Source organism: Rhodococcus rhodochrous (assembly GCF_014854695.1).
Classification (GTDB): Bacteria; Actinomycetota; Actinomycetes; order Mycobacteriales; family Mycobacteriaceae; genus Rhodococcus.
In genome coordinates this window covers 5,437,277-5,459,556 of the sequence record NZ_CP027557.1, presented here as the reverse complement: position 1 = coordinate 5,459,556, position 22,280 = coordinate 5,437,277, and the positions used below count along the sequence as shown (strand labels likewise).

The following is a 22,280-nucleotide window of genomic DNA, read 5'->3' as shown; positions in this document are numbered from 1 at the left end:
AGGTGTGGACAACCGGGGGAATCACCCGGTGGATGTGTGGATGGGAGGTCTGTATTCGCTCAGCGGGGCTCGTGGCCCGGGCGGTCTGCGGGGATCAGTGTGACACACGGTGCGACGCGATCCGACTCCGTGTTCGGTGAACGCGCCCGGAGAAGCTGCGCGACGACGCCCGAAGAGGCGCGGGGCAGCAGGCCGTCACCGGCCGGCACATCGTCGACGGACGGAGCGTGACGCGGGACTGCACAGGTAGTCGCGATGCGCCGTCGAAGACATGGCCAAAAGCGTACCCGAGCTGTGCCCTGGATCACATATCTTCTGGGCGAATAGTTTTCACCGAACACGTCCGGCGTGTCGCGTTGATCGCCGCTGTTCGTCGCGGTTTGATTTCGCGCCCGCGTCCGAGTAGCCTCGAACAGTCACTCATACCGAGGTGACGGGTTCGTCCTGCTCGAGTCGGGCAATACGAATCCTGCGAATTCACGTACACGTTGGACGACGGTGCTTGCCGCGCCGTCGCAGAATTATCGAGGAGTGTCGACCGTGGCCAAGGGCAAGCGGACGTTCCAGCCGAACAACCGACGCCGCGCGCGCGTTCACGGCTTCCGTCTCCGGATGCGCACCCGTGCGGGTCGCGCAATCGTTTCGGCGCGTCGCCGTAAGGGCCGCGCTTCTCTCACCGCCTGATTCCCTAACGGGAGCTCGGGGTGCTACCTGAGCCGTATCGACTGCGGCGCCACTCGGATTTCTCGGACACCGTCCGCCGAGGGCGTCGTCAGGGGCGGCGGGATCTGGTCGTTCACGTTCTCGAACGCGATCGCACCGAGTCCTTGGTGAGTGTCGGCGGTCCGCGTTTCGGACTGGTCGTGAGCAAGGCTGTCGGGCCGGCGGTGATTCGACATCGAGTCGCACGCCGGCTTCGTCATATCTGTGCAGGTCTCGTCGAGGCTCTGCCCTCCGAGACCGACATCGTGCTGCGCGCACTACCCGGCGCTGCCACCGCGGATTCCCGCGAGCTCGACAAGCAGGTGCGGTCGGGTCTCACCCGTCTCGGACTGCTCGACGCCGGTGCTCCCGCCTCGCGTGGGAGTGCTCGCGCATGAACGAGCCCGAGCGGAGGTCGTGGTGGCGGTCCCTGCGGTCCGCCCCGGCCCGGGCATTGATCTTCTGTATCGAGCTCTATCGCACCTATGTGTCGCCCACACGGATGCCGACCTGCCGATTCACTCCGACCTGTAGCGAGTACGCCGTGGAGGCGCTGCGCACGCGGGGTGTCGTCGTCGGTTCGGTCCTGGCATCGGTGAGACTGCTCAAGTGTGGCCCCTGGCACCCTGGTGGGTGGGATCCGGTACCCGAACGGAAACATCGGTCGTCCCCAGTGGGTACCTGACCGGAGCCGAGACCCGAGACCGACGCCTCTTCGTGGCGATCATGGACGACCAGAGGAGTACATAGAGCCGTGCTCGACTTCATCTATTATCCCGTGTCCTGGATCCTCTGGGTCTGGCACAAAGTCTTCGCCGCGATCCCGTTCCTGGGACCCGACAGCGGTTGGACCTGGGCACTGTCGGTGGTGTTCCTCGTGTTCACCCTCCGTGCGATTCTCTACAAGCCCTTCGTCAAGCAGGTCCGCACGACCCGCCAGATGCAGGAACTGCAGCCGCAGATCAAGGCGCTCCAGAAGAAGTACGCCAAGGACCGGCAGCGCCAAGCACTCGAGATGCAGAAGCTCCAGAAGGAGCACGGCTTCAACCCCCTGATGGGGTGCCTGCCGGTCCTCCTGCAGGTCCCGGTGTTCATCGGCCTGTTCCACGTGCTGCGCTCGTTCAACCGCACCGGCTCGGGCTTCGGTCAGCTCGGTCTCGATCCCTACGAGAACCGCGAGATCGGCAACTACGCGTTCAGCCCGGAGGACGTCCAGTCCTTCCTCGACGCGCGGCTGTTCGGTGCCCCCATCTCGGCGTGGATCACGCAGCCGATGGAATCGCTCCAGGCTTTCGCAGTCGGTGGCGCCGAACTCCCCACTCGCTGGGAGATCGCGGCCGTCGCCGTGCCGCTGATGATCATCGCCGGCGTTGCGACGCACTTCAACGCACGTGCATCCGTCGCCCGCCAGAGCGCGCAGGCCGCTGCCAACCCGCAGGCCGCGATCATGAACAAGCTGGCCCTGTACGTCTTCCCGCTCGGCGTCATCGTCGGTGGTCCGTTCCTGCCGATCGCCGTCATCATCTACTGGGTCAGCAACAACATCTGGACCTACGCACAGCAGCACCTCGTCTTCCGCCGTATCGACAAGGAGGAAGAGGAGAAGAAGGCTGCGGCTCTGGCCCGCCGGAACGAGAACGCACCGAAGCCGGGTGCTCGCCCCGACAAGTCCAAGAAGAAGGGCTCGGCCGCAGCGGCAGCGTCCGACGCCGTCGACGCCACGGTCGACGAGACCGGCGAGGTGTCGCTGCAGAAGGACGCCGCGGCCGGCGACGGCTCCCCCGCGGCTTCGAAGTCCGGTGCGTCCGCTCCCAAGCCGGGCAGCCGTCCCAAGAACTCCAAGCGCAAGCGGCGCTGACCGAAGTAGAAGAGAGCTGAACATGGCCAGTGACCTGGACAAGGTGGAAGAGGACCTCGCGGTGGCACCCGAGGAGAGCGACGCTGCGGCGGACACCGATCTCGATGACGACGACTACCTCATCGAAGAAGGCGAGATCGCCGGCGACTACCTGGAGCAGTTGCTCGACGTTCTCGATTTCGACGGCGACATCGACCTCGACGTCGAGGGCGACCGCGCAGTTGTGAGCATCGACGGTGGCAAGGATCTGACCAAGCTGGTGGGTCGCAACGGTGAAGTGCTCGACGCTCTGCAGGAGCTCACCCGCCTTGCCGTGCAGCAGGCGACCGGCGAGCGCAGCAAGCTCATGCTCGACATCGCCGGGTGGCGTGCGGGCAAGCGCGCCGAGCTCTCCTCGCTCGGCACGTCGGCCGCGAAGCGCGTGCTCGAGACCGGCAAGCGCGAAGAACTCGAGCCGATGACGCCGTTCGAGCGCAAGATCGTGCACGACGCCGTCGCGAAGATCGACGGTGTGTCCAGCGAGAGCGAGGGCGCGGAGCCGCACCGCCGTGTGGTGATCGTCAAGGATTGAGTCGGCCGTGCCGACCGAAGAGGGACTCTGCGTCGTCAGGGTCCCTCTTCGCCTTTTCGTAACTGATGCTGTGGGTCCCGATGTTGTTTCGGGTGAGCCGACAGGAAAGGATGTTTCACGTGGAACAGCACGAGGCGGAACTGTCGGCGGTCGCGCAGCGGGTATTCGGGGATCGGACCGAACTTGCCGAGCGGTACCACCATTCGTTGTCGACGGCAGGTGTCGAGCGGGGGCTCATCGGACCGCGTGAGGTGCCGCGCCTGTGGGAGCGACACATTCTCAATTGCGCCGTGGTGGGCGAACTCATCCAGGAGGGTGAGACGGTCGTCGACGTGGGCAGCGGCGCAGGTCTGCCGGGTATTCCTCTCGCACTTGCCCGCCCCGACCTCCAGGTCACGCTCGTCGAGCCGCTACTACGCCGCACCGTCTATCTGGCGGAGTTCGTCGAATCCCACGGGATCGAGAACATTCTCGTGGTCCGGGGCCGTGCCGAGCAGCCGAGCGTCCTGCAGGAGGCGGGCGGCGCAGACGTCGTGACCTCCCGTGCCGTCGCACCTCTCGCCAAGCTCGCCAAGTGGTCGCTCCCCCTCGTCCACGAGGGAGGCCGGATGCTGGCGTTGAAGGGTACGTCCGCTCGAGAAGAAATCGACCGCGATCACGACGAACTCGCCCGCCTCGGTGCCGGCAATCTCGAGGTGCTCGAGTGCGGAGGCGATCTCCTTCCGACGCCCACGATCGTCGTGAAGGCCGAGCGGATTCCGCGGCCGGCACGGCGTCGCAAGAAGCGCTGACCGAATCGCCTGGCGCGACGATCGCCCTGACACCCTCCCCTCCCCTCCCCTCCCCTGCCGGGTCGGGAGGGTGTTGTCGTTTCCGAGACATCTTTTTCGACTTGAGGAATCTACTCGAGTACTTTTCCGGTTCGAAACGGTTGATTCGGGCGTTGTCACACCAGACCCAATCACCCCAGAGAGTTTCGTCACTGTGATGATTCAGGAGTCATGGTATTTGAATATCGCTAATTACTTTCCTGCGCAATGCAATTGGCATTGCAACATGTGAATTCAGTTGTGGTGCAAAGCATTTCTGTCTGAACAGTTGCTGTCCTCGACTGCACCTCTTGCGGGTCGGCATTGTTTCACGTGAAACCGCTGAGATCCCTCATGTGCCTGTTTCACGTGAAACAACTTCGCGCGTCGTTTCACGTGAAACGTCACCCGGCCATGTCGCCGACGGAACCTAGAATGCGGATGGGATACTGAACCAACCGAGAATGCGTGCGCGTGGTCGGGAGACCGGGGACAACTCCGGGCCCGGGACTCGCATTCTCCCTTCGGCGCCTCGACCCGGTCTTCGAAGTCGCGACCGGGAAGCGACGAGGATGTAGCGTGCGAACCGAGCGGATCTACGTGTAAGGAGTGTTCTATGACGGGTGGATCTGAATCCGCTGTTTCACGTGAAACCGGAGGCGTCGAGGACGACTTCTCCCCCGTGCCCTTCGACGGTTTCTCCACTGTAGACACCCCGATCGGCGCGGCTGCTCATCGCGCCACTCAGGTTCTGCATCCGAGCGACGCCAACGCGCTGCCCAAGCCGCGCGAGCGCCGCGTCTTCACGATCGCCAACCAGAAGGGTGGGGTCGGTAAGACCACCACGGCGGTGAACATCGCCTCCGCGCTCGCCGTGCAGGGATTGTCGGTCCTCGTGGTCGACCTCGACCCGCAGGGCAACGCGAGCACCGCCCTGGGTGTGCCGCACTACTCCGGTGTGCCCTCGAGCTACGAGATCCTCCTCGGCGAGATCAACGCCGCCGAGGCCGTGCAGCAGAGCCCGCACAATGAACGTCTCTTCTGCATCCCCGCCACGATCGATCTCGCGGGTGCCGAGATCGAACTCGTCTCGATGGTCGCGCGCGAGAACCGCCTCCGGAACGCCCTCACCAAGGAGGCGCTCGGCGACCGCGAGTTCGACTACGTGATCATCGACTGCCCGCCGTCGCTCGGTCTGCTCACGGTCAACGCGCTCGTCGCGGCGAAGGAAGTCCTCATCCCCATCCAGTGCGAGTACTACGCACTCGAAGGTGTCGGGCAACTCCTGCGCAACATCGAGCTCGTCCAGTCGCATCTCAACCCCGAACTGCATGTCTCGACCGTCCTCCTGACGATGTACGACGGTCGCACCAAGCTGGCCGATCAGGTCGCCGCAGAAGTGCGTGCGCACTTCGGCAGCGCGGTGCTGCGTTCGGTCATCCCCCGCAGCGTGAAGGTTTCCGAAGCTCCCGGTTACGGGATGACGGTTCTCGACTACGATCCTGGATCGCGCGGCGCGATGAGCTACCTCGACGCGGGGCGCGAGTTGGCGGCACGCGGGGTACACGAGAATCAGGGGAACGGATGAGCGCGACACGTAAAGGCGGGCTCGGTCGAGGTCTGGCAGCACTCATCCCCACCGGCCCTCCGGTGGACGCAGAGCAGAAGCCTGCGACCGCCCCGAGTTCCACGGCCACCGCTCCCACAGCTACCGCTCCCACAGCTACCGCTCCCACGGCCACCGCTCCTACGAAGTCCGCGGCTCCGGCCGCTCCTGCGCCGGCCAAGTCCGCACCGGCCGCGGGTGCACCGTCGAAGCCGGCTTCGGGCGGGCAGTCCAAGTCGGCCACGTCGCGTCGCCCGGGCTCGTCGGTCCTGAACCTCCCGTCCTCCGGTCTGGGCACGGCAGCCGCCGACCTCATCATCGGCGACGGCCGGACGCCGACGCCCGCGTCCCCGGCGGAGCCTGTCGAAGACGAAGCGGCACGGGCGTCCGGATCGACGCCCGAGAGCGAACCCCTCCCCTCCCCCACCGGAGCGGTGTACCTCGAGATCCCGATCGGCCGGATCGAGCCCAACCCGAAGCAGCCGCGTCAGGTCTTCGACGAGGAAGCGCTCGCCGAGCTCGTCCACTCCGTCCGCGAGTTCGGGCTCATGCAGCCGGTCGTGGTCCGCCGTCTCGACGGCGACCGCTTCCAGCTCGTGATGGGTGAGCGTCGCTGGCGTGCCGTCCAGGAGGCGGGCCTCGACACGATCCCCGCGATCGTTCGCGACACCGAGGACGAATCGCTGCTGCGCGACGCGCTGCTCGAGAACATCCACCGGGTGCAGCTCAACCCCCTCGAAGAGGCAGCGGCCTATCAGCAGTTGCTCGAAGAGTTCGAGGTCACCCACGAGGAACTCGCGAGTCGGCTCGGACGGTCGCGGCCGGTCATCACGAACATGATCCGGCTGCTCAAGTTGCCGGTCGCGGTGCAACGACGCGTGGCGGCCGGAGTGCTGTCGGCCGGGCACGCGCGTGCCCTGTTGGCGCTCGAGGCCGGTGCCGACGCTCAGGAGGCACTCGCCGCACGCATCGTCGCCGAGGGCCTGTCCGTGCGGGCGACGGAAGAAGCCGTCGTGCTCGCCAACCGCAACGACACGCCCGACGCTCCGCAGCAGAAGCGTCGGAAGCCCATCCAGATGCCCGGGCTGCAGGACGTCGCGGAGCGCCTGTCGAACTCCTTCGACACGCGCGTGACCGTGAGCCTCGGCAAGCGCAAGGGCAAGATCGTGGTGGAGTTCGGTTCGGTCGACGATCTCGAACGCATCGTGAAGATGATGGAGTCTCAGACGGACCTTTCTTGACTCCTCGTCGGAGCAGGACAACAGTCTGTAGACGAAAGACGTGGAGGCGAGCTATCCCGTGTCGACTCGAGTATCACCGCTCACGCTGAGTGGGATCGAGCAGTTGCCTGCTCATGCGCGACGGTGCGTGTTCTGGGAGTTGGATCCCACCGCGGCGCCCGACGTTCAGCAGTTCGCCGACCCCGAGTTCGAGAAGGAAGCATGGCTCTCCATGGTCCTTCTCGAATGGGGGTCGTGCGGCCAGATCGCGACGATCGGCGACAAGGCCGCCGGGTGCGCGCTCTACGCTCCCCCGGGCATGGTGCCCCGCGCGCTGGCCTTCCCCACCGCACCCGTCAGCGCCGACGCGATCCTGCTGACGTCCATGCGGACGGAACCCCACGCGGTCGATCTGGACGTCGGAGCGGACCTCATCCGCGGTGTCGTCGCCGACCTCGTCCGCCGCAACGTCCGTGCCATCGAGGCCTTCGGGATTCGGCGCACCGCCGAGTCGGAGGTGAGCGATGTGCCGCACGCGACGGCCGCACTCGGATGCTCCGACACGGAGTGCATGATCGACGCCGACTTCCTCGAGGACATGGGTTTCGAGGTCGTCGCACCGCACTACCGGTACCCGCGCCTGCGTCTCGAGCTCGACCGCGACCACGAGTGGAAACTCGCCGTGGAGGCCGCACTCGACCGGCTTCTCGAGGAGTCCTCTCTCACCGTCGCGGACCTGACCGCGGGTTCGGCCGTCGGCGCTCACTGAACCGATACGTCCACCGGACACCGACGAAAAAGGACCGCCCCCGCAGACTCTGCGGGGGCGGTCCTTTTCTCGTCTACGGGCCGGTTAGCGGCTGTCGGAGATGGACAGCTCCTCGGCGAGCAACTCGGCGAAGGTGTACGTGCCGGTCGGCTGGTCGTCCTGGCCGAGCAGGTACAGCCGCTTCACCGCGATGAGGATCGCCTCGGCGATGATGTCGCGGCTGCGCGGATCGGCGAGCAGCGCGGCGTCCTGCTCGTTGGTGAGGTAACCGAGATCGATCTGCACCGTGGGCATGTTCGTCAGGCGCAGCAGGTCCCAGGTGCGGCCGTGGCTACGGCAGTCCTGCAGGTTCGTGCGGGCGACGATCTCGCGCTGGATGTAGCCGGAGAGCACTTGACCGATCATCGACTCGGAGCCGTGCGAGTTGCCGTAGTGGAAGCTCGCGATGCCGTTCGCGGCGGGGCTGCGGCTCGCGTCGCACCGCAGCGAGATCATGAGGTCGGCACCGAACGCGTTGGACGTACCCGCGCGTTCGACGTCGGTCGGATTCACGTGGTACGGCCGCGACAGGAAGGTCTCCATGCCCGTCGCCGCCATCCGGCCCTCGAGCCGGCGCGCGAGATCCCACAGGATGTCGGCCTCGGAGATCGGGCCGTGGGGGCTCGGCACGATGATGCCGTGGGTGTTGCCGCCGAGACCCGGGTCGATGACGATGCGCTTGCCGCTGAGCTGCGGACCGGAGCGGCGCACGATCTCCTCCTCGGAGATCGCGTGGGGCGACCCGCCCGACACACGCGTGCCGAGCAGTTCGAGCGAGCGCAGTGTCTCGGCACCGCAGATGCCGTCGGAGGCGAGTCCGATCTCGCGCTGGAAGGAGCACAGACCCTCGTGGGTCTTCGGACCGAAGTAGCCGTCCACGCGGTCGACGTAGAAGCCGAGATCCTGCAGACGGGTCTGCAGGGCCGCGACGTCGTCGCCGTAGAGCGGAGCGGAGAGCTGATACATCAGGGTGCGCGCACCGAGCTTGTACGACGCTTCCTTCAGGGAACGGTAGGTCGCGGGGCCTACGATCCCGTCGACGAGCAGACCGCGCTGCTGCTGGAAGGCGCGCACGGCTCCGTCGAGTTCACGATCGAAGGGGACGTCCGATCCCATCCAGTCGCCCGACTCCTCGGGCTCGTTGTGCAGGAAGCCCAGGCCGGCCAAGGTGCTCCGGATCTCGGCGACCGCCGGACCGTGGTCGCCGTGACGAAGAGGGCGCATGTATCGGGCCTTTCCGTGCTGACCGGATCGGTGCCCGGCGTGAGGGCTGGGCAGCATCGAACGGGGGTTGGATGAAGGATGTGCCCGTGAATACGGGCTCACGGGCACATCCGAGAGGTTGATCCTGGGACGGTACTACAGGACGTCCGCGAGATCCCGAAGCAACGCCGCCTTGCCCTTGGCCCCCACGATCGTCTTCGTCGGCTTGCCACCGGAGAAGAGGATCATCGTGGGAATCGACATGACCTGGTAGTCGCGTGCGGCCGACGGATTGGCGTCGATGTCGAGCTTGGCGACGGTCAGCTTGTCGCCGTGCTCGGCCGCGATCTCCTCGAGAACCGGAGCCACCATCTTGCACGGACCGCACCAGGTGGCCCAGAAGTCGACGAGGACGGGCTTCTCGGATTGCAGTACGTCCTCGACGAACGACGAGTCGGTGATGGTGACGGTGTTCTTGTCGGCCACGGATGTCTCCTGAATCTCGGGATGGAATGTGGAACGGGGTGGTGGATCAGGCCTCGGCGAGCGTGGGCGCCTCGACCTCGCGGTTCGCGACGAGCCACCGCTCCGCGTCGATGGACGCCGAGCATCCGGTGCCGGCGGCGGTGATCGCCTGGCGGTAGGTGTGGTCGACGAGGTCGCCCGCGGCGAAGACACCCGGCACGGAGGTCGCGGTGGACGGCGCCGAGACCTTCACGTAACCCTCGTCGTCGAGGTCGACCTGACCCTTGACGAGCGAGCTGCGGGGGTCGTGGCCGACGGCGACGAACAGGCCGGTGACCGGAAGGTCGCTGCGCTCGCCGGTGACGGTGTCCTCGAGGACGAGGTTGGTGACGCTGTTCTCGCCCTGCACCTCGGCGACCTTCGCGTTGGTGACGAAGCGGATCTTCTCGTTGGCACGGGCGCGCTCGAGCATGATCTTCGAGGCGCGGAACTCCTCGCGGCGGTGGATGAGGGTGACGCTGCGCGCGAAGCGCGTCAGGAAGGTCGCTTCCTCCATCGCGGAGTCGCCACCGCCGACGACGGCGATGTCCTGGTCGCGGAAGAAGAAGCCGTCGCAGGTCGCGCAGGCGGAGACGCCGCGGCCGAGAAGCTGCGACTCACCGGGCACACCGAGGTAACGCGGCTCGGCGCCCATCGCGAGGATGACGGCGTGGCTGCGGTAGGTCTCGCCGTTGGCGACGACCGTCTTGACCGCGCCCGTGAGGTCCATCTCGTCGACATCCTCGGTGCGCAGATCGGCGCCGAAACGCAGTGCCTGCTCGCGCATCTGATCCATGAGCTCCGGGCCCATGATCCCGTCCTTGAACCCCGGGAAGTTCTCGACCTCGGTGGTGGTCATGAGCTCGCCACCGAACTGCGTTCCCTCGAAGACGAGCGGTGTGAGTTCGGCGCGGGCCGCGTAGATCGCGGCGGTGTATCCGGCCGGTCCCGAACCGACGATGATGAGGTCGTGAATCGTGGGCGAGGTCGTCATGCGGCGGAGCCTTCCGGTTGGGTGATCGGGGGCGCGAGGACTGCGGGCGATCCGGCCGAAACCGGACGGCAGCCTACAGATACTGTCAACACCAGGGTAAACGGTGTTGTTCCCCTCCCGCCGTGCGTCCCGCCACAGACGCCCTGTACGGACCGGTCGGTCGCCCGGCCGGCCCGTCCCCGATGCGAACCGGAAGGGTCTCAGACCGCGCCGGGCACATCCCGCAGCGTCTCGCGGATCACACAACGCGTGCCCGTGTAGATGGTCGGCATGCACTTGTTGCAGTGGATGCACAGACCTTCGTGTGCGGTCTTCTCCTCGAACTTGCGCACGAGATACGGATCACGCAGCAGCGCGCGACCCATGGCGACGAACTCGAAGCCTTCGTCGAGCGCCGTCTCGATGGTGTCGAGCCGGTTGATGCCGCCGAGCAGGATCAGCGGGATCTTCAGTTCCTCCCGGAACTGCCGTGCCATGGGCAGGAAGAAGGCCTCCTCGAACGGGAGCTTCGGGAAGATCTTCGGCCCGTAGACCTTCAGTCCCCAGCCGACGACCTTCGGCTGCGACGCCTGGAACTCCTTCATCGGCACATCGCCGCGGAAGAAGTACATCCCGTTCAGCAGCGAGCTCCCGCCGGTGAGCTGCATGGCATGGATGGTGCCGTCGGACTCGATGAGCTTGGCCATGGGTAGCGACTCGTCGAGCCACAGACCTTGGGGCACGCCGTCGGTCATGTTGAACTTCGCGATGACGGCCACCCCCTCCCCCACTGCCGTGCGGACGGCCTCGAGCACGCGACGCGGGAAGGCGGTGCGGTTGGCGATGCTGCCGCCGTACTTGTCGGAGCGCTTGTTGAGATTCGGGCTCATGAAGGAGCTGAGCAGATAGTTGTGCCCGAGGTGGACCTCGACGGCGTCGAATCCGGCTTCGACGGCGAAGCGCGCGGCGCGTGCGTAGTCCTCGACCACCCGATCGAGCTGCTCGAGTGTCGCGCCGCGGACGAGCCCCATGGCGGGGGCGCTGATGCGAGTGGACGGCGCGAGCGTCTTCATCTTGTTGGAGATCTGGTTGGCGACGAGTCCGGCGTGGCCGATCTGCGCGGATGCCAGACCACCGGCGGCGTGCACGGCGTCGGTGAGCCGGGTCAGGCCGGGGACGGAGTCGGCGTCGAGCACGAGGGTGTCGCGGTGGACGCGGCCGTCGTGTGAGACCGAGCAGTATGCGACGGTGGTGAGGGCGGTGCCGCCGCGGGCGACCTCGGCGTGGAATTCGACGAGTTCGTCGCTGACGGCTCCCCTTGGCATGACGCCTTCGAAGGTCGCCGCCTTGACGATGCGGTTGCGGAGGGTGAGCGGCCCGAGTCGGGCCGGTTCGAACACGGTGGGTCGCGGCGAAGACATGCCCCTACTTTCGATGCCAGTGGTACCGTAATTGCGCTTCGACTATAACGCTCGTCACACTCCACGCCAGATCGATTCCCACTCGGTCCCGACATCACGGATCCCATGCCCAGCACCGCTCCGGGGCGCCCCCGCGACCCCCGAATAGACAACGACGTCCTCACCGCCACCCGCGAGATGCTCCGCTCCCACGGCTGGGACGGGCTGAGCCTGCGGGCGGTCGCCGCCCGCGCCGGCGTCGGCCGCGCCGCACTCACGCGTCGGTGGCCGACCAAGGCCCACCTGGTGCTCGACGCACTGCTCGGGTCCGCACCCGATCTGACGCCCTACGACGGCATCGATCGCAAGGGCTGGATCGAATGGGTGGTCACCGGGAGCATCGAGTTGTTCTCCCGGCCGGAGGTCCGTGCTGCGCTCCCGGGCCTCCTCGCGGCACTGCGGGACCACGACGACCTCCGCAACACGCTCTGGCGCACGTTCAGCGGACCCAGCACCGCCCTGTTCGCCGACGGCGACGGTTCGGACGTCGAGATCGACGCCAAGGCGGTGCTCGTGATGGCAGCGGGGTCGGCGTTGTTCGCCGGCCTCATCGCCGCGGAGGACGACACACCCGCGCTGCGCGCACGGATCCTGGAACTGTTGTCGACCGTGGCGTAGCGACGAACCCCGAGCGACGGAGGGTCAGCCGATCGTCTTCCGGGCCAGTGTTGCGGGATCGTTTGCGTCGCAGTCTGTTCCGACCACCAGTGCGGTGAGCGCCGGTGTGTCCGGCCCGCTCATCAGGACGAGTACGGCATCGTCGTCGGCGTACCGTACGGCGCGTGAGCCGATCGGGGATCGTCCCTCGAAACCGTTCGCGTCCAGGCATTCCCGGAGACGATCTGCTCCGCCGAGGAGACCGGGATCGGTGTCGCCGATCATCGCCCGCAAGGTGGAGGGTTCGAGCAAAGCCTCGTCCTCCGCTGCCGCGACGGGAACACCGGTCGGGTCGTCGCCACCGAAAGCCGTCCCACGCACGACCACCACGAGCATCACCGCCACTGCGGCCGCGACCGCGGCACCGGCAACCGCCCACCGGCGACGCCGTGCGATCGGGGACGGCACGGGCCGGACGTCGGACCGGTCGTCGGACCGACCCTCCGCGAGTGCGGCTCCGATACGTGCGGCGATCTCGGGCGGAATCGATTCCTTCGGTGGAGCGTCGCGCAGGGCCGACAACCGCGCCTGCGTCGCGTCGAGCCGCGCCAGATACGCGACGGCCTCGGGATCGCGGCGCACGCGCGGCCACAAGCGGGCGGCGAGCTCCTCGTCGAGCGCCCCGGCATGCAGATCGGCGAGCAACTCCGCGGAGTACGGCGGACGCATCTCGGCGGAGTTCGACGGACGCATCTCGTCCTCGTTCATGCGCGACTCTCCTCCGCGGCTCGGCATCCCTCACCAGAGTAAGACGGAGGAGGGTCACGATCGGTTCCCCTCGGAGCGAAGGTCGTCGAGAAGAACTGCGAGCCTGCTCCGCGCGCGGGCACAGCGGCTCTTCACCGTTCCCTCCGGAACACCGAGTCGTTGCGCCGCCTCCCGGACGGAGAAACCTTCCACATCCACCGCGACGACGGCCGCTCGCTGGCCGGGTGGCAGTGCGAAGAGGGCGGATTCGATGTCGAGGGCGATCTCGGTGTCGTGGATGGGATCGCGCGGGGTACGCAGGTCGTGCGAATCGTCCTCGAACAGTGGGACGGTCACGCGGACACGATTGCGGCGGATGCGATCGAGGCACGCGTTGACGACGATCGAGTGCAACCAGCTGCGGACCGCGGCGTCCTCCCGGAAACCCGATGCCCTTCGGTGCGCCGAGAGCAGTGCCTCCTGCAGCGCGTCGGCAGCGTCCTCGTTCGAGTAACTCGTCCGCCGCGCGACCTGCCACAGATGGTCGTGGTGTCGTGCCAGCAAGGCGGAGAAGGCATGCCGATCGCCTGCGACGTGTGCTGCGAGCAGTTCGGCATCCGACACCGCCCCATCGGACGCCACCCCGCCCGACACACTCCCGCCGTCGTCGACACCCCCGTCGGGCACGGCGATTTTTGCGATCCCCCCGAAAATTCGCACGCGCGGATGGTAGCCGATCCGGACGATTCCGCCCGGCTGTCCGCGGTCAGCGTGCGGCTTCGAATTCCACTTCGGAGAGGGAACTCTTGTTGCTTCCGCCGCTCGAGCTCAGATCGGTGATCCACACCAGCACGTGCGAGGTCTGGCCGTCCGCCTCGACCGGGATCGTGGTCTCGCCGGAAGCCAGTGTGCCCGAACCGATCACCTGCGTCTGATCGAGCGACGTCGACTCGGACGGTGCGCTGCGCACCTCGACGACCGTGCCGGGGGTGTCGGTGGTGACCTTCACCGCGGACAGCTCCGACGCGTCGGCGAGCGTGAACAGAAGCCCGACACCGTTCTTCAGCGACGGGAACGGATCGAAGTAGGCATCGGTGCTCCACGAGGTGGACGGATCACCGTCGATCGCCTGCGACGCGGTGGCGGGCGAATCGGGTGTGCCCTGAGGTGAGAACACCGACACGGAGGTCGCGGAGACCGGAGCGCTCGCCGCCGGTCGCGGCGGCGCGGCCTCGGCCTGCTCGTCGCCCGCCCCGTCCTCGGCGGGTGCCTCGGCGGTGGGGGTCAGGCCGAACTCCTGGCTCGTCAGCGGGGCATCGTTGGCGTCGCCTGCGAGCAGGTTCGCGATCCACCACCCGATGAGCGCGAGCAGCAGCACGGTCGTGGCACCGAGCGCGGCCAGGGCGATGAGCATCCGCTGCGAATGCTTCTTCTTCTGTTCCAGCGCTTCGGGATCCGCGAGTGCGTGCGTCTCCGCGGCGGCAGCGCGCTGCCCGATCCGCAGTGCTGGGATCATCTCGGTCTTCTGGTCGACGACCGACGCCTGGTCGAGGATGTGCTGCACGGTCGCGGCGGTCCGGATACCGCCGTCCTCGGACAGGGCACGCACCGCGACCGCCGAGATCTCGAACGGCACGTCGGGACGCAGGACGCGCGGCTCCACCGGCACACCGTCCTTGCGGTCGGGCTCCGGCATCCCGCCGACGGTGGCACCGCTGTGGTGCGGGACGGGAGCACCGCCCGGAGCCGACGGCTCGCCGAGCGGCCACCGTCCGGTGATGAGTCCGTACAGGCTCGCGCCGAGACCGCGCACGTCGGACATCGCATCGGAATCGGAGAACGTCGCGGGGAAGGCCAGCACGGCGTCGCCTGCCACACTGATGCGGATGCGATCGGGATGGTCGATCGACAGGGCACTGCCCGCACGGTGCGACGCCTCGGCCGCGGCCGCGAGCGCGCGGATCGCGCGTGCCGCACCGATCGGCGACGGCTCGGTGGTGGACATCTCCTTCAGCGACCGGCCGGGGGTCCACTCCGAGACGACGATGCCGCCCGAGCTGCCGCGCACCACGTCGAGGACGCGGGCGAGTCCGGGCGAATTGATACGACCGAGGCGCAGGGTGCGCGAGAGCACGGCCTGCGGCGAGTCGGGGCCGGTGCCGTCGGCCGCGCGCTGTTCCGCGTCGACGAAGGTCAGCGCGACCTCGCGATCGAGCTTGACGTCGAGCGCCTGCCAGAAGCGCAGGCCGCGCGCGCCACCGTGCGGGGCGAGCAGACGGTAGCGACCACCGGCGACCGAGGCACCGGCGATGAGATCGGGGCCGCGCATCGGACGGCGCGGCTGGGAGGCCGGACCTGCGACACGCACCGGCGGGAGCTGCGGGGATCCGACCGGGATGACACCCGTGTCGAGGTTCGGATCGCGCGGCGGGCGCTTGCCGTCCTTGTCGGCAGACTTCTGCCGTGCGGCGGCATCGATGGTGGACTTGCCGGCAGCGTGGTCGTCGCTCACCCTCACTCCTTCGTTGTCGACTCGTCCACTTCCGGTGTGCAGACGCGGGTCGCCGCTGGGGGCCGCGAAGAACCGTGGTCGACGGCTCCCGGACCGTACCTGCTGCTGATCAGGGTACGGGAGTTGTCCGTGCGCATTGCTGCGACCGGGGACGTCCCTGATGGCGGGCATGACCTCCGTGATGGCGTCATAAGGTCCGACGCCGTAGTCGCCGTAGTCGATACGCGGCAGGATGACGGTCTTCTCGGCATCCGATTCGGCGTAGCGCGGACGTGGGACGGGGGCGGGAACCGGTGCCGCGGCGGAGGTGGTTCCGGTCTCGGGCTCGGAGGGGGCCTCCTCGACCGGGGCGGTGCCGCGCAGTGCCGCGACCTTCCGTCGCACGGCCGCCTCGATCGCGAGGATCTCGGGCACCTTGAGCAGGTACATCCCGACCAGCGCGACGAGCACCATCAGCACACCGTTGAGCCCGACCCGCACGAGCGATCCGATGCCCCCGAAGCGGTCGGCGAGGACGTCGAGTTGCAGGAGACGGTCGGTGACGAGCACGACGACCGCCGCGGCGAGCGACGCGAGCACGACGTGCCAGACGGTGCGTCCGACGTTCGCCATCTGCAGGTTGCCGAGCGTGCGGTGCAGCAGATAGCCGCCGATGAACGCTCCGACGGCGAACGCGACACCGGTGGCCGCGCCGAGGAGCAGCACCACCTGCTCGTCGTTCGCCGCGACGACGGGCGCCAGCGCGGACAGGCCGATCTTGACGGCGGTGATGCCGAGGATGATCCAGGTGGGCGTCCAGGCCTGTTCCCGGGCGTAGAACACGCGCAGGTGGATGAGCACCAGGGCGTACGGGATGAGCGTGAACGCCGACCAGCTCACCGCCTGGCCGAGGCGTTCGGCGTTGCTGCCGCCGAAGTTGCCGTAGCCGTACAGCGCGGCGCCGACCTGCGAACCCGCGATCGTCAGGAAGGTGACGATCGGGATGAGCGAGATCATGGTCAGGCGGGTTGCGACGGACAGGTCGTCGACGACGGCCGGGGTGTCGTCCGCGGCGGCGTTGCGGCTCAGGCGCGGCATGATCGCGGTGAGCACGGTGACACCGAGGACGCCGTAGGGCAGCTGCAGCAACAGCCATGCGTTGTTGTAGATCGCCGGTCCGGCCTCGTCGGCCCCCGACGACACGCGTGTGGCGAAGACCATGCCGGCCTGGCTGATCAGCACGTACAGCACGATCGCGGCGGCCATGCCACCGAACTGCCGGAGCCGGTCGTCGAGACCCCACAGCGGCCTGAGGTTGATGCCCTCGCGGCGCAGGGCCGGTACCAGGCACATCGCCTGCGTGATGACGCCGAGCAGCACACCGATGCCGAGGACGAGCAGTTTCGGATCGCTCATCCGCACCGGATCGAGGGTGATCTCGCCCGGCATCAGGTAGTAGATCACCAGCACGGTGAGGACCACGAGGTTGTTGCACACCGGGGCCCAGGCGCCCGGCTTGAACACCTGACGGGTGTTGAGGATGCCCGTGAACAGGCCCGACAGACCGTAGAACATGATCGCGGGCAGGAGCAGGTACGACAGCGCCGTGGTCAGCGACGTCGAGACCTTGCCGGACTCGTCGAGGAAGACGTGGGTGGTCAGGACCGGGGCCGCGGCGACCGCGAGAACGGTCGCGGTGCCGAGCAGCACCAGCGCCGCGGTGAACAGTCGCCGGACGAAGGCCTCACCGCCGTCGGGGTCCTCCCGCTCGGCTCGCACCAGCACCGGGACGACGATCGAGGTCAGGACGGCGCCGAGCACCAGCTCGGAGATCATGTTGGGGATCTGGTGCGCGACGGTGAACGACGATGCGACGCTCGCACCGAGCAGGGTCAGGATGAGCAGCTGCTTGAGGAAGCCGGTGATGCGGCTGACCAGGGTCGCCACGGCGATGGAGCCGGTCGCCGCGAGCAGGCTCTGCGGCTTCCTGCGGCCGGACGCGACGCCCGTGATGTCCGGCGAGGTGGTGGGAGAGTCCGACGGTCCCGGGTTCGGGTGTGTCTCCACGTCGTCCCGTGTGGAGTTCCCGGTCATTTCTCATACCCTTCGTCGGCTGGATCCGGCTCTCCCCGGAACCGGTGCAGAAGTCGTCTGCCCGCCAGGAACAGCAGGAGTGCTCCTGCACATCCCGTGACGACGGCGAGGATCTGGCCGTACGCATTGGAACGTACCGTCACCGTCGTCGAGCTGCCGAGAGGCAGGCCGGACTCGGTGGTGAGTGCGAACTCCAACCGGAGGTTCCGCGAGTCGCTGATCTGTGCCGGCACCGTGAGAGTGCGGCTGCCGCGCGGCGGGAGCTGGGTCGGTCCGATGTCGGTGATGTCCACCGTGTCGGGTGCGTCCACCTGCAGTCGCACGGTGATGCCCACGGGCAGGTCGTTGCGCGCGGTGAGCAGCAGCGGACTCTGTTCGGACGTCAGGGTGTAGACACCGCCGGTCGAGATGACCGTCACGGCGTCGTAGATGGCGTCGACGGCCTCGCGCACCTCGGCGGCGCGGTGTTCTCCGGTCGCGTAGGCACCGTCGGCGTCGGCACCGCGACGACCGGCCAGACTCATGGCGCGCAGCAGGTCCTCGCGCAGCGGGGCGGTGAACTGCTGCGGGGTGAGCTGGGCCTGCGGGTCCTCGACCAGCGCCGTCTGGATCGCGTCGAGGCGGCCGATCTGTTCCTCGGCCTCGGACACGACCGCGGCGGAGGCTCCGTCGGTGATCGCCTGTTCGGGATAGACCAGCAGCGACGCGGTCGGGTCGTTCGCGGTGTTCGCGGCCGCATCGACGAGCGCGGTGAGCGGTCGCGGCGTGGTCAGGCCCGAGCGGACGAGCGTGGAGAGCATCGACAGCACGGAGGCGGCGTCGTCGGGCGATGCCGACCAGTTCTGCGGCGGCGCGAACAGTACCGATCGGCCCGCCGCCGGCAGTGCCGACCCGGTGACCTCGCTGACCGTCGGCACCATGGCCGGCCAGGCCAGCGCGCCGAGGGCGTCCTGCAGGCGGGCCGTCGAGGAGTCGCGGGAGAGGTCGTAGCGCGCCGAGGAGGGGACGAAGGACGGCGTCTGCGGGTCGGTACCCATCCCGGCCAATGCCGCGGACGCGGACGAGTCGAACAGGGCGGCGGTGAGGCCGGACACCCCGGAGATCCGGAAGCCGTTGCCGCCCGGCGCGGTGGACGGCGTCGACGACGTGCCCGCGAGCAGGGCGCGTCCGCCCTCGACGGCGTTGTCGGACACCAGAGCGGTCACCGGGCCGTCGGCGGCGAGCATCGACCCGGTCTTCTCGGTGAGTACGCCGGAGTCGGGCCACATCACGCCCGGGGTGGAGGTGACGCCGAGGATGGAGTCGACGATGGCCGCCGGTGATTCCAGCGCGGAGTCGGTCAGGGACGAGTCGGCGAGGTCGCCGAGCGCGGTCAGGTCGACCTGCGCGAACGGCACGGCCATCGTGCAGGTCGTCGCCGCGAGGGCACGCAACCGCTCGAGCCAGGCGACCGCGGCATCGGTGCCCGAACCGGGCCGCGCGTCGCCGGTCGGTTCGTTCGGATCCTCGACGACGAGATAGTCGCGCGTCATGTTCGCGACGGTCACGAGCAGATCCGGGTCGATCGCCAGGCACAATCCCTCGAGCACGCGGGGTTCGGTGCGGGCGGTGTCCTCGACGGCGCGCAGCAGACCGTCCAGCCTCCCGCCCTCGGCGAGCGAGACCGCGAGGTCGTCGTCGACCAGGCGGACCGGTTCGGTGCCGGAACCGGCCACGCCGGCGGCGAGCCTCGGCCGATCGGCCAGCGGCCACAGCATCGTGACCGCGGCGGGACGGGACACGTCGGGCGCTACGGCGGGGAACGCCTTCTCCTCGCTGTCGAGCAGGCCGTCGTCGGACGAGCGGGTCGTGCCCCGCGACCCGCCGCTGCCCGTCCCGCTTTCCTCGGTGAGCTCCGTGCCGTCGGTGACCTCGTCGCTCGCGGGAAGCGCGAGCACGGGCAGCAGGAAGCGTGCGTCGTCGAGACGGGCCGCGCCGCCGTACTCGGGGACACCGTTGACGTTCACCAGCAGCGGGTAGACGCCGGGAGTGTCGATGTCGAGCGACGGCACGAGATCGGAGCGCAGCGGCAGTTCGAGTTCGAAGTCGGCACGTTCGCCCTGCCCCAGCCGGTCGGCGACCTCCTCGAACTCACCGACCGTGTCGAATCCGGCCTGGTCGAGGGACAGCGAGGTGCGCAGCGCTGCGGAGTCGGAGACCACCGGCGCACGCTGCAGCCGCACCCAGACGTCCTCGACGTCCCGATCGCCGATGTTCGCCACCGTGCCGCGGACCGTGACGACGGACTCGCTCGTGAGGGTCACCGTCTGCGGCGTCACCTCGTCGATGCTCAGCTCGAGGAAGCGCGGCTCGTCGGGGTCGGTCTGGGCTGCGGCCGGGTTCGCCGAGGCCGTCTGGAGAAGAGTCGTCGGCAGAAGAGGCGTCACGCCTGCCGTTGTGAGGACGAGTACGAGCACGGCGAGCACCGCGGCGCCCGCCCGGGACACCACCACCGTCATCCGCGTGGGGCCCCCGGTTCGTCGGCATCGGGGAGTCGTGTGTGGTCCATCTCGGCGATGAGCTGATCGGCGATGTCGGCGAGCTTGCGTTCGTCGGCGTACGCCAGGCGGGTCCGCAGTTCGCGCAGCGGCACCCACGCCACCTCGGTGACCTCGACGTCCGCGTCGGAGAGTTCTCCGCCGAGATAACGCAGCAGATAGTGGTGCACGGTCTTGTGGACCCGGCGGCCCTCGGTGACGAACCAGTAGTCGATGCTGCCCAGCTCGGCGAGCACCGAGCTGCGCACTCCGGTCTCCTCGCGGACCTCGCGCATCGCGGTTTCCTCGGCGGTCTCACCCTGCTCGATGTGGCCCTTCGGCAACGACCACAGCAGGCGGCCCCGCCGATCGGTGCGGCCGATCAGGGCTGCGCAGAGCTTCTCGGGCGGACCACCGAGTCCGTCGACCACCAGACCTCCCGCGGAGGTCTCGCGGACGGTCCGCATGCGAGGTCCGGGCGAAGCGGACGATCCGGGCGAAGCGCCGTGCGCGGTCTTCTTTGCGCCCGCGCCACGCCGCCGCGAGCTGCGGCGGTTACGGTTGGCACGTTCGGCGGGCGACACCTCATAGATAGTAGATGGACCGAGGTCGGTCCCGGCTCAACCACACGAACGTGCTGCTCGGTAAGGTGCAAAGACGTGAACTCCCCCACCGCGGACACCGACCGTCGCACCCGGCTGCTCGCCGGAGCCGAGGCCACTCTGCGCGATCTGTCCGACATCCTCGCCCCGCTGGGGGCGCGATTCGCCGAAGCCGGACACGAGCTGTATCTCGTCGGGGGCAGCGTGCGCGACGCGGTGCTCGGTCGCCTCGGCACCGACCTCGACTTCACCACCGACGCGCGTCCGGAGGTCGTGCAGGAACTGCTGCGCGGATTCGTCGACCACCAGTGGGACACCGGCATCGACTTCGGGACGATCAGTGCGGTGAAGGGACTCGAGCAACTCGAGATCACCACCTTCCGCAGCGACGCCTACGACCGTGTCACGCGTCACCCCATCGTGAAGTACGGCACGAGTCTCGAGGACGATTTCGTGCGCCGCGACTTCACCGTCAACGCGATGGCCGTGCGGATCGGACCGGACGGTGCGGGCGAGTTCGTCGACCCGCTCGGCGGCATGGACTCCCTGCTCGCCGGCGTGCTCGACACCCCGGCCAAGCCCGAGGACTCCTTCCACGACGATCCGCTGCGCATGCTGCGCGCGGCGCGGTTCGTCTCCCAGCTCGGCTTCGCCCTCACCGAGCGCGTACACACCGCGATCGTCTCGATGGCCGACGAGATCCTGCGGATCAGCGCGGAGCGGGTGCAGGCCGAGCTCGACAAGCTGATCCTCGGCGACTATCCGATCGAGGGCATCGACACGATGGTCGAGACCGGTCTCGCGCAGCGGGTGATCCCCGAGATCCCCGCGATGAAGCTCGAGATCGACGAGCACCACCAGCACAAGGACGTGTACTGGCACTCGCTGACCGTCCTGAAGCAGGCCATCGACCTCGAGGACGGCGATCCCGATCTCGTCCTGCGGTGGGCCGCGCTGCTGCACGACATCGGCAAGCCCGACACCAAACGCAACGAGCCGCAGGGCGGCGTCAGCTTCCATCACCACGAGGTGGTCGGGGCGAAGCTCGTGCGCAAGCGCATGCGCGCGCTCAAGTACTCGAAGCAGATGATCGAGGACGTCAGCCGCCTGGTCTTCCTGCACCTGCGCTTCCACGGCTACGGCAAGGGACAGTGGACGGATTCGGCCGTGCGCCGTTACGTGCACGACGCCGGGCCGCTGCTGCCGAAACTCCACAAGCTGGTGCGCGCCGACTGCACGACCCGCAACAAGCGTCGTGCCGCCGCACTGCAGGCCACCTACGACGGTCTCGAGGAACGGATCGAGCGGATCGCCGCCGAGGAGGATCTCGCCAAGGTCCGGCCCGACCTCGACGGCAACGCGATCATGGAACTTCTGGGTATTCCCGCAGGTCCGTCGGTCGGCAAGGCGTGGAACTTCCTCAAGGAACTGCGGCTCGACCGTGGCCCACTCGAGCGCGACGAGGCCGAGGCCGCGCTGCTCGAGTGGTGGGCGCAGCAGCAGAAGGCCTGACTCCGAA

20 protein-coding genes are annotated in these 22,280 nt (G+C 68.0%); 11 read left to right on the top strand and 9 right to left on the bottom strand.

Annotated features, from left to right (window positions below):
- Positions 1 to 540: 540 nt before the first annotated feature.
- From rpmH to C6Y44_RS24955, 9 genes are all read left to right on the top strand, one after another.
- The gene (gene rpmH / locus C6Y44_RS24995) at positions 541 to 684 is read left to right on the top strand and encodes a 50S ribosomal protein L34 (RefSeq protein WP_006550910.1); all 144 of its coding nucleotides are present in this window, start codon (positions 541 to 543) and stop codon (positions 682 to 684) included.
- Between the two features lie 20 nt (positions 685 to 704).
- Positions 705 to 1,100, top strand: coding sequence for a ribonuclease P protein component (gene rnpA / locus C6Y44_RS24990; RefSeq protein WP_159417112.1), 396 nt, complete (start codon positions 705 to 707; stop codon positions 1,098 to 1,100).
- Positions 1,097 to 1,387, top strand: a complete 291-nt coding sequence (gene yidD, locus C6Y44_RS24985) for a membrane protein insertion efficiency factor YidD (RefSeq protein WP_120280940.1) — start codon at positions 1,097 to 1,099, stop codon at positions 1,385 to 1,387. The genes rnpA and yidD overlap by 4 nt, the downstream gene beginning before the upstream one ends.
- Positions 1,388 to 1,456: 69 nt before the next feature.
- Positions 1,457 to 2,560, top strand: a complete 1,104-nt coding sequence (yidC, locus tag C6Y44_RS24980) for a membrane protein insertase YidC (protein ID WP_159417113.1) — start codon at positions 1,457 to 1,459, stop codon at positions 2,558 to 2,560.
- A 22-nt stretch (positions 2,561 to 2,582) separates the two neighbouring features.
- Positions 2,583 to 3,131 (top strand): Jag family protein, encoded by a 549-nt coding sequence (locus C6Y44_RS24975; protein ID WP_120280938.1) that lies wholly within the window; start codon positions 2,583 to 2,585, stop codon positions 3,129 to 3,131.
- Between the two features lie 110 nt (positions 3,132 to 3,241).
- A complete protein-coding gene (gene rsmG / locus C6Y44_RS24970; protein ID WP_174246960.1) occupies positions 3,242 to 3,922 on the top strand; it encodes a 16S rRNA (guanine(527)-N(7))-methyltransferase RsmG in 681 nt (226 codons plus the stop codon).
- 634 nt (positions 3,923 to 4,556) lie between these two features.
- A complete protein-coding gene (locus tag C6Y44_RS24965) occupies positions 4,557 to 5,528 on the top strand; it encodes a ParA family protein (RefSeq protein ID WP_016691064.1) in 972 nt (323 codons plus the stop codon).
- The gene (locus tag C6Y44_RS24960; RefSeq protein WP_192378599.1) at positions 5,525 to 6,787 is read left to right on the top strand and encodes a ParB/RepB/Spo0J family partition protein; all 1,263 of its coding nucleotides are present in this window, start codon (positions 5,525 to 5,527) and stop codon (positions 6,785 to 6,787) included. Before C6Y44_RS24965 ends, C6Y44_RS24960 begins: the two co-directional genes overlap by 4 nt.
- Positions 6,788 to 6,845: 58 nt before the next feature.
- Complete coding sequence (locus tag C6Y44_RS24955) at positions 6,846 to 7,535, top strand: GNAT family N-acetyltransferase (protein ID WP_174246961.1); 690 nt, start codon at positions 6,846 to 6,848, stop codon at positions 7,533 to 7,535.
- 84 nt (positions 7,536 to 7,619) lie between these two features.
- Here the strand turns inward: C6Y44_RS24955 and C6Y44_RS24950 are convergent, their stop codons facing one another.
- The 4 genes from C6Y44_RS24950 to C6Y44_RS24935 all read right to left on the bottom strand — a co-directional run bounded on the left by C6Y44_RS24950 (position 7,620) and on the right by C6Y44_RS24935 (position 11,675).
- Entirely contained in the window at positions 7,620 to 8,798 is a 1,179-nt protein-coding gene (locus C6Y44_RS24950; protein WP_060652419.1) for an N-acetylmuramoyl-L-alanine amidase, read from the bottom strand.
- A 135-nt stretch (positions 8,799 to 8,933) separates the two neighbouring features.
- Positions 8,934 to 9,263: a thioredoxin gene (trxA, locus tag C6Y44_RS24945; protein ID WP_006550900.1), complete on the bottom strand. Its 330-nt coding sequence runs from the start codon at positions 9,261 to 9,263 to the stop codon at positions 8,934 to 8,936.
- 46 nt (positions 9,264 to 9,309) lie between these two features.
- On the bottom strand, positions 9,310 to 10,275 hold the full coding sequence (trxB, locus tag C6Y44_RS24940) for a thioredoxin-disulfide reductase (protein ID WP_120280935.1): 966 nt from the start codon (positions 10,273 to 10,275) through the stop codon (positions 9,310 to 9,312).
- 200 nt (positions 10,276 to 10,475) lie between these two features.
- Positions 10,476 to 11,675, bottom strand: coding sequence for an NADH:flavin oxidoreductase (locus C6Y44_RS24935; protein ID WP_120280934.1), 1,200 nt, complete (start codon positions 11,673 to 11,675; stop codon positions 10,476 to 10,478).
- A gap of 105 nt (positions 11,676 to 11,780) precedes the next feature.
- On the opposite strand from C6Y44_RS24935, the gene C6Y44_RS24930 reads away from it, so the two are divergent.
- Positions 11,781 to 12,332 carry a TetR family transcriptional regulator gene (locus C6Y44_RS24930; protein WP_006550897.1) on the top strand — a complete coding sequence of 184 codons (552 nt, stop codon included), beginning with the start codon at positions 11,781 to 11,783 and terminating at the stop codon, positions 12,330 to 12,332.
- 24 nt (positions 12,333 to 12,356) lie between these two features.
- Here C6Y44_RS24930 and C6Y44_RS24925 read toward each other — a convergent pair whose 3' ends face one another.
- From C6Y44_RS24925 to C6Y44_RS24905, 5 genes are all read right to left on the bottom strand, one after another.
- Positions 12,357 to 13,079 (bottom strand): serine/threonine-protein kinase, encoded by a 723-nt coding sequence (locus C6Y44_RS24925; RefSeq protein WP_225623678.1) that lies wholly within the window; start codon positions 13,077 to 13,079, stop codon positions 12,357 to 12,359.
- A gap of 54 nt (positions 13,080 to 13,133) precedes the next feature.
- Positions 13,134 to 13,682, bottom strand: coding sequence for an RNA polymerase sigma factor SigM (sigM, locus tag C6Y44_RS24920; protein ID WP_120283815.1), 549 nt, complete (start codon positions 13,680 to 13,682; stop codon positions 13,134 to 13,136).
- Positions 13,683 to 13,824: 142 nt separating this feature from the next.
- On the bottom strand, positions 13,825 to 17,643 hold the full coding sequence (gene murJ / locus C6Y44_RS24915) for a murein biosynthesis integral membrane protein MurJ (protein ID WP_159417118.1): 3,819 nt from the start codon (positions 17,641 to 17,643) through the stop codon (positions 13,825 to 13,827).
- On the bottom strand, positions 17,640 to 20,141 hold the full coding sequence (locus tag C6Y44_RS24910) for a DUF6049 family protein (protein ID WP_159417119.1): 2,502 nt from the start codon (positions 20,139 to 20,141) through the stop codon (positions 17,640 to 17,642). Before C6Y44_RS24910 ends, murJ begins: the two co-directional genes overlap by 4 nt.
- Positions 20,138 to 20,743 (bottom strand): NUDIX hydrolase, encoded by a 606-nt coding sequence (locus C6Y44_RS24905; RefSeq protein ID WP_033098068.1) that lies wholly within the window; start codon positions 20,741 to 20,743, stop codon positions 20,138 to 20,140. Before C6Y44_RS24905 ends, C6Y44_RS24910 begins: the two co-directional genes overlap by 4 nt.
- Positions 20,744 to 20,818: 75 nt before the next feature.
- Between C6Y44_RS24905 and C6Y44_RS24900 the strand changes: the two genes are divergently transcribed.
- A complete protein-coding gene (locus tag C6Y44_RS24900; RefSeq protein WP_192378598.1) occupies positions 20,819 to 22,273 on the top strand; it encodes a CCA tRNA nucleotidyltransferase in 1,455 nt (484 codons plus the stop codon).
- The last annotated feature ends 7 nt before the right edge of the window (positions 22,274 to 22,280 follow it).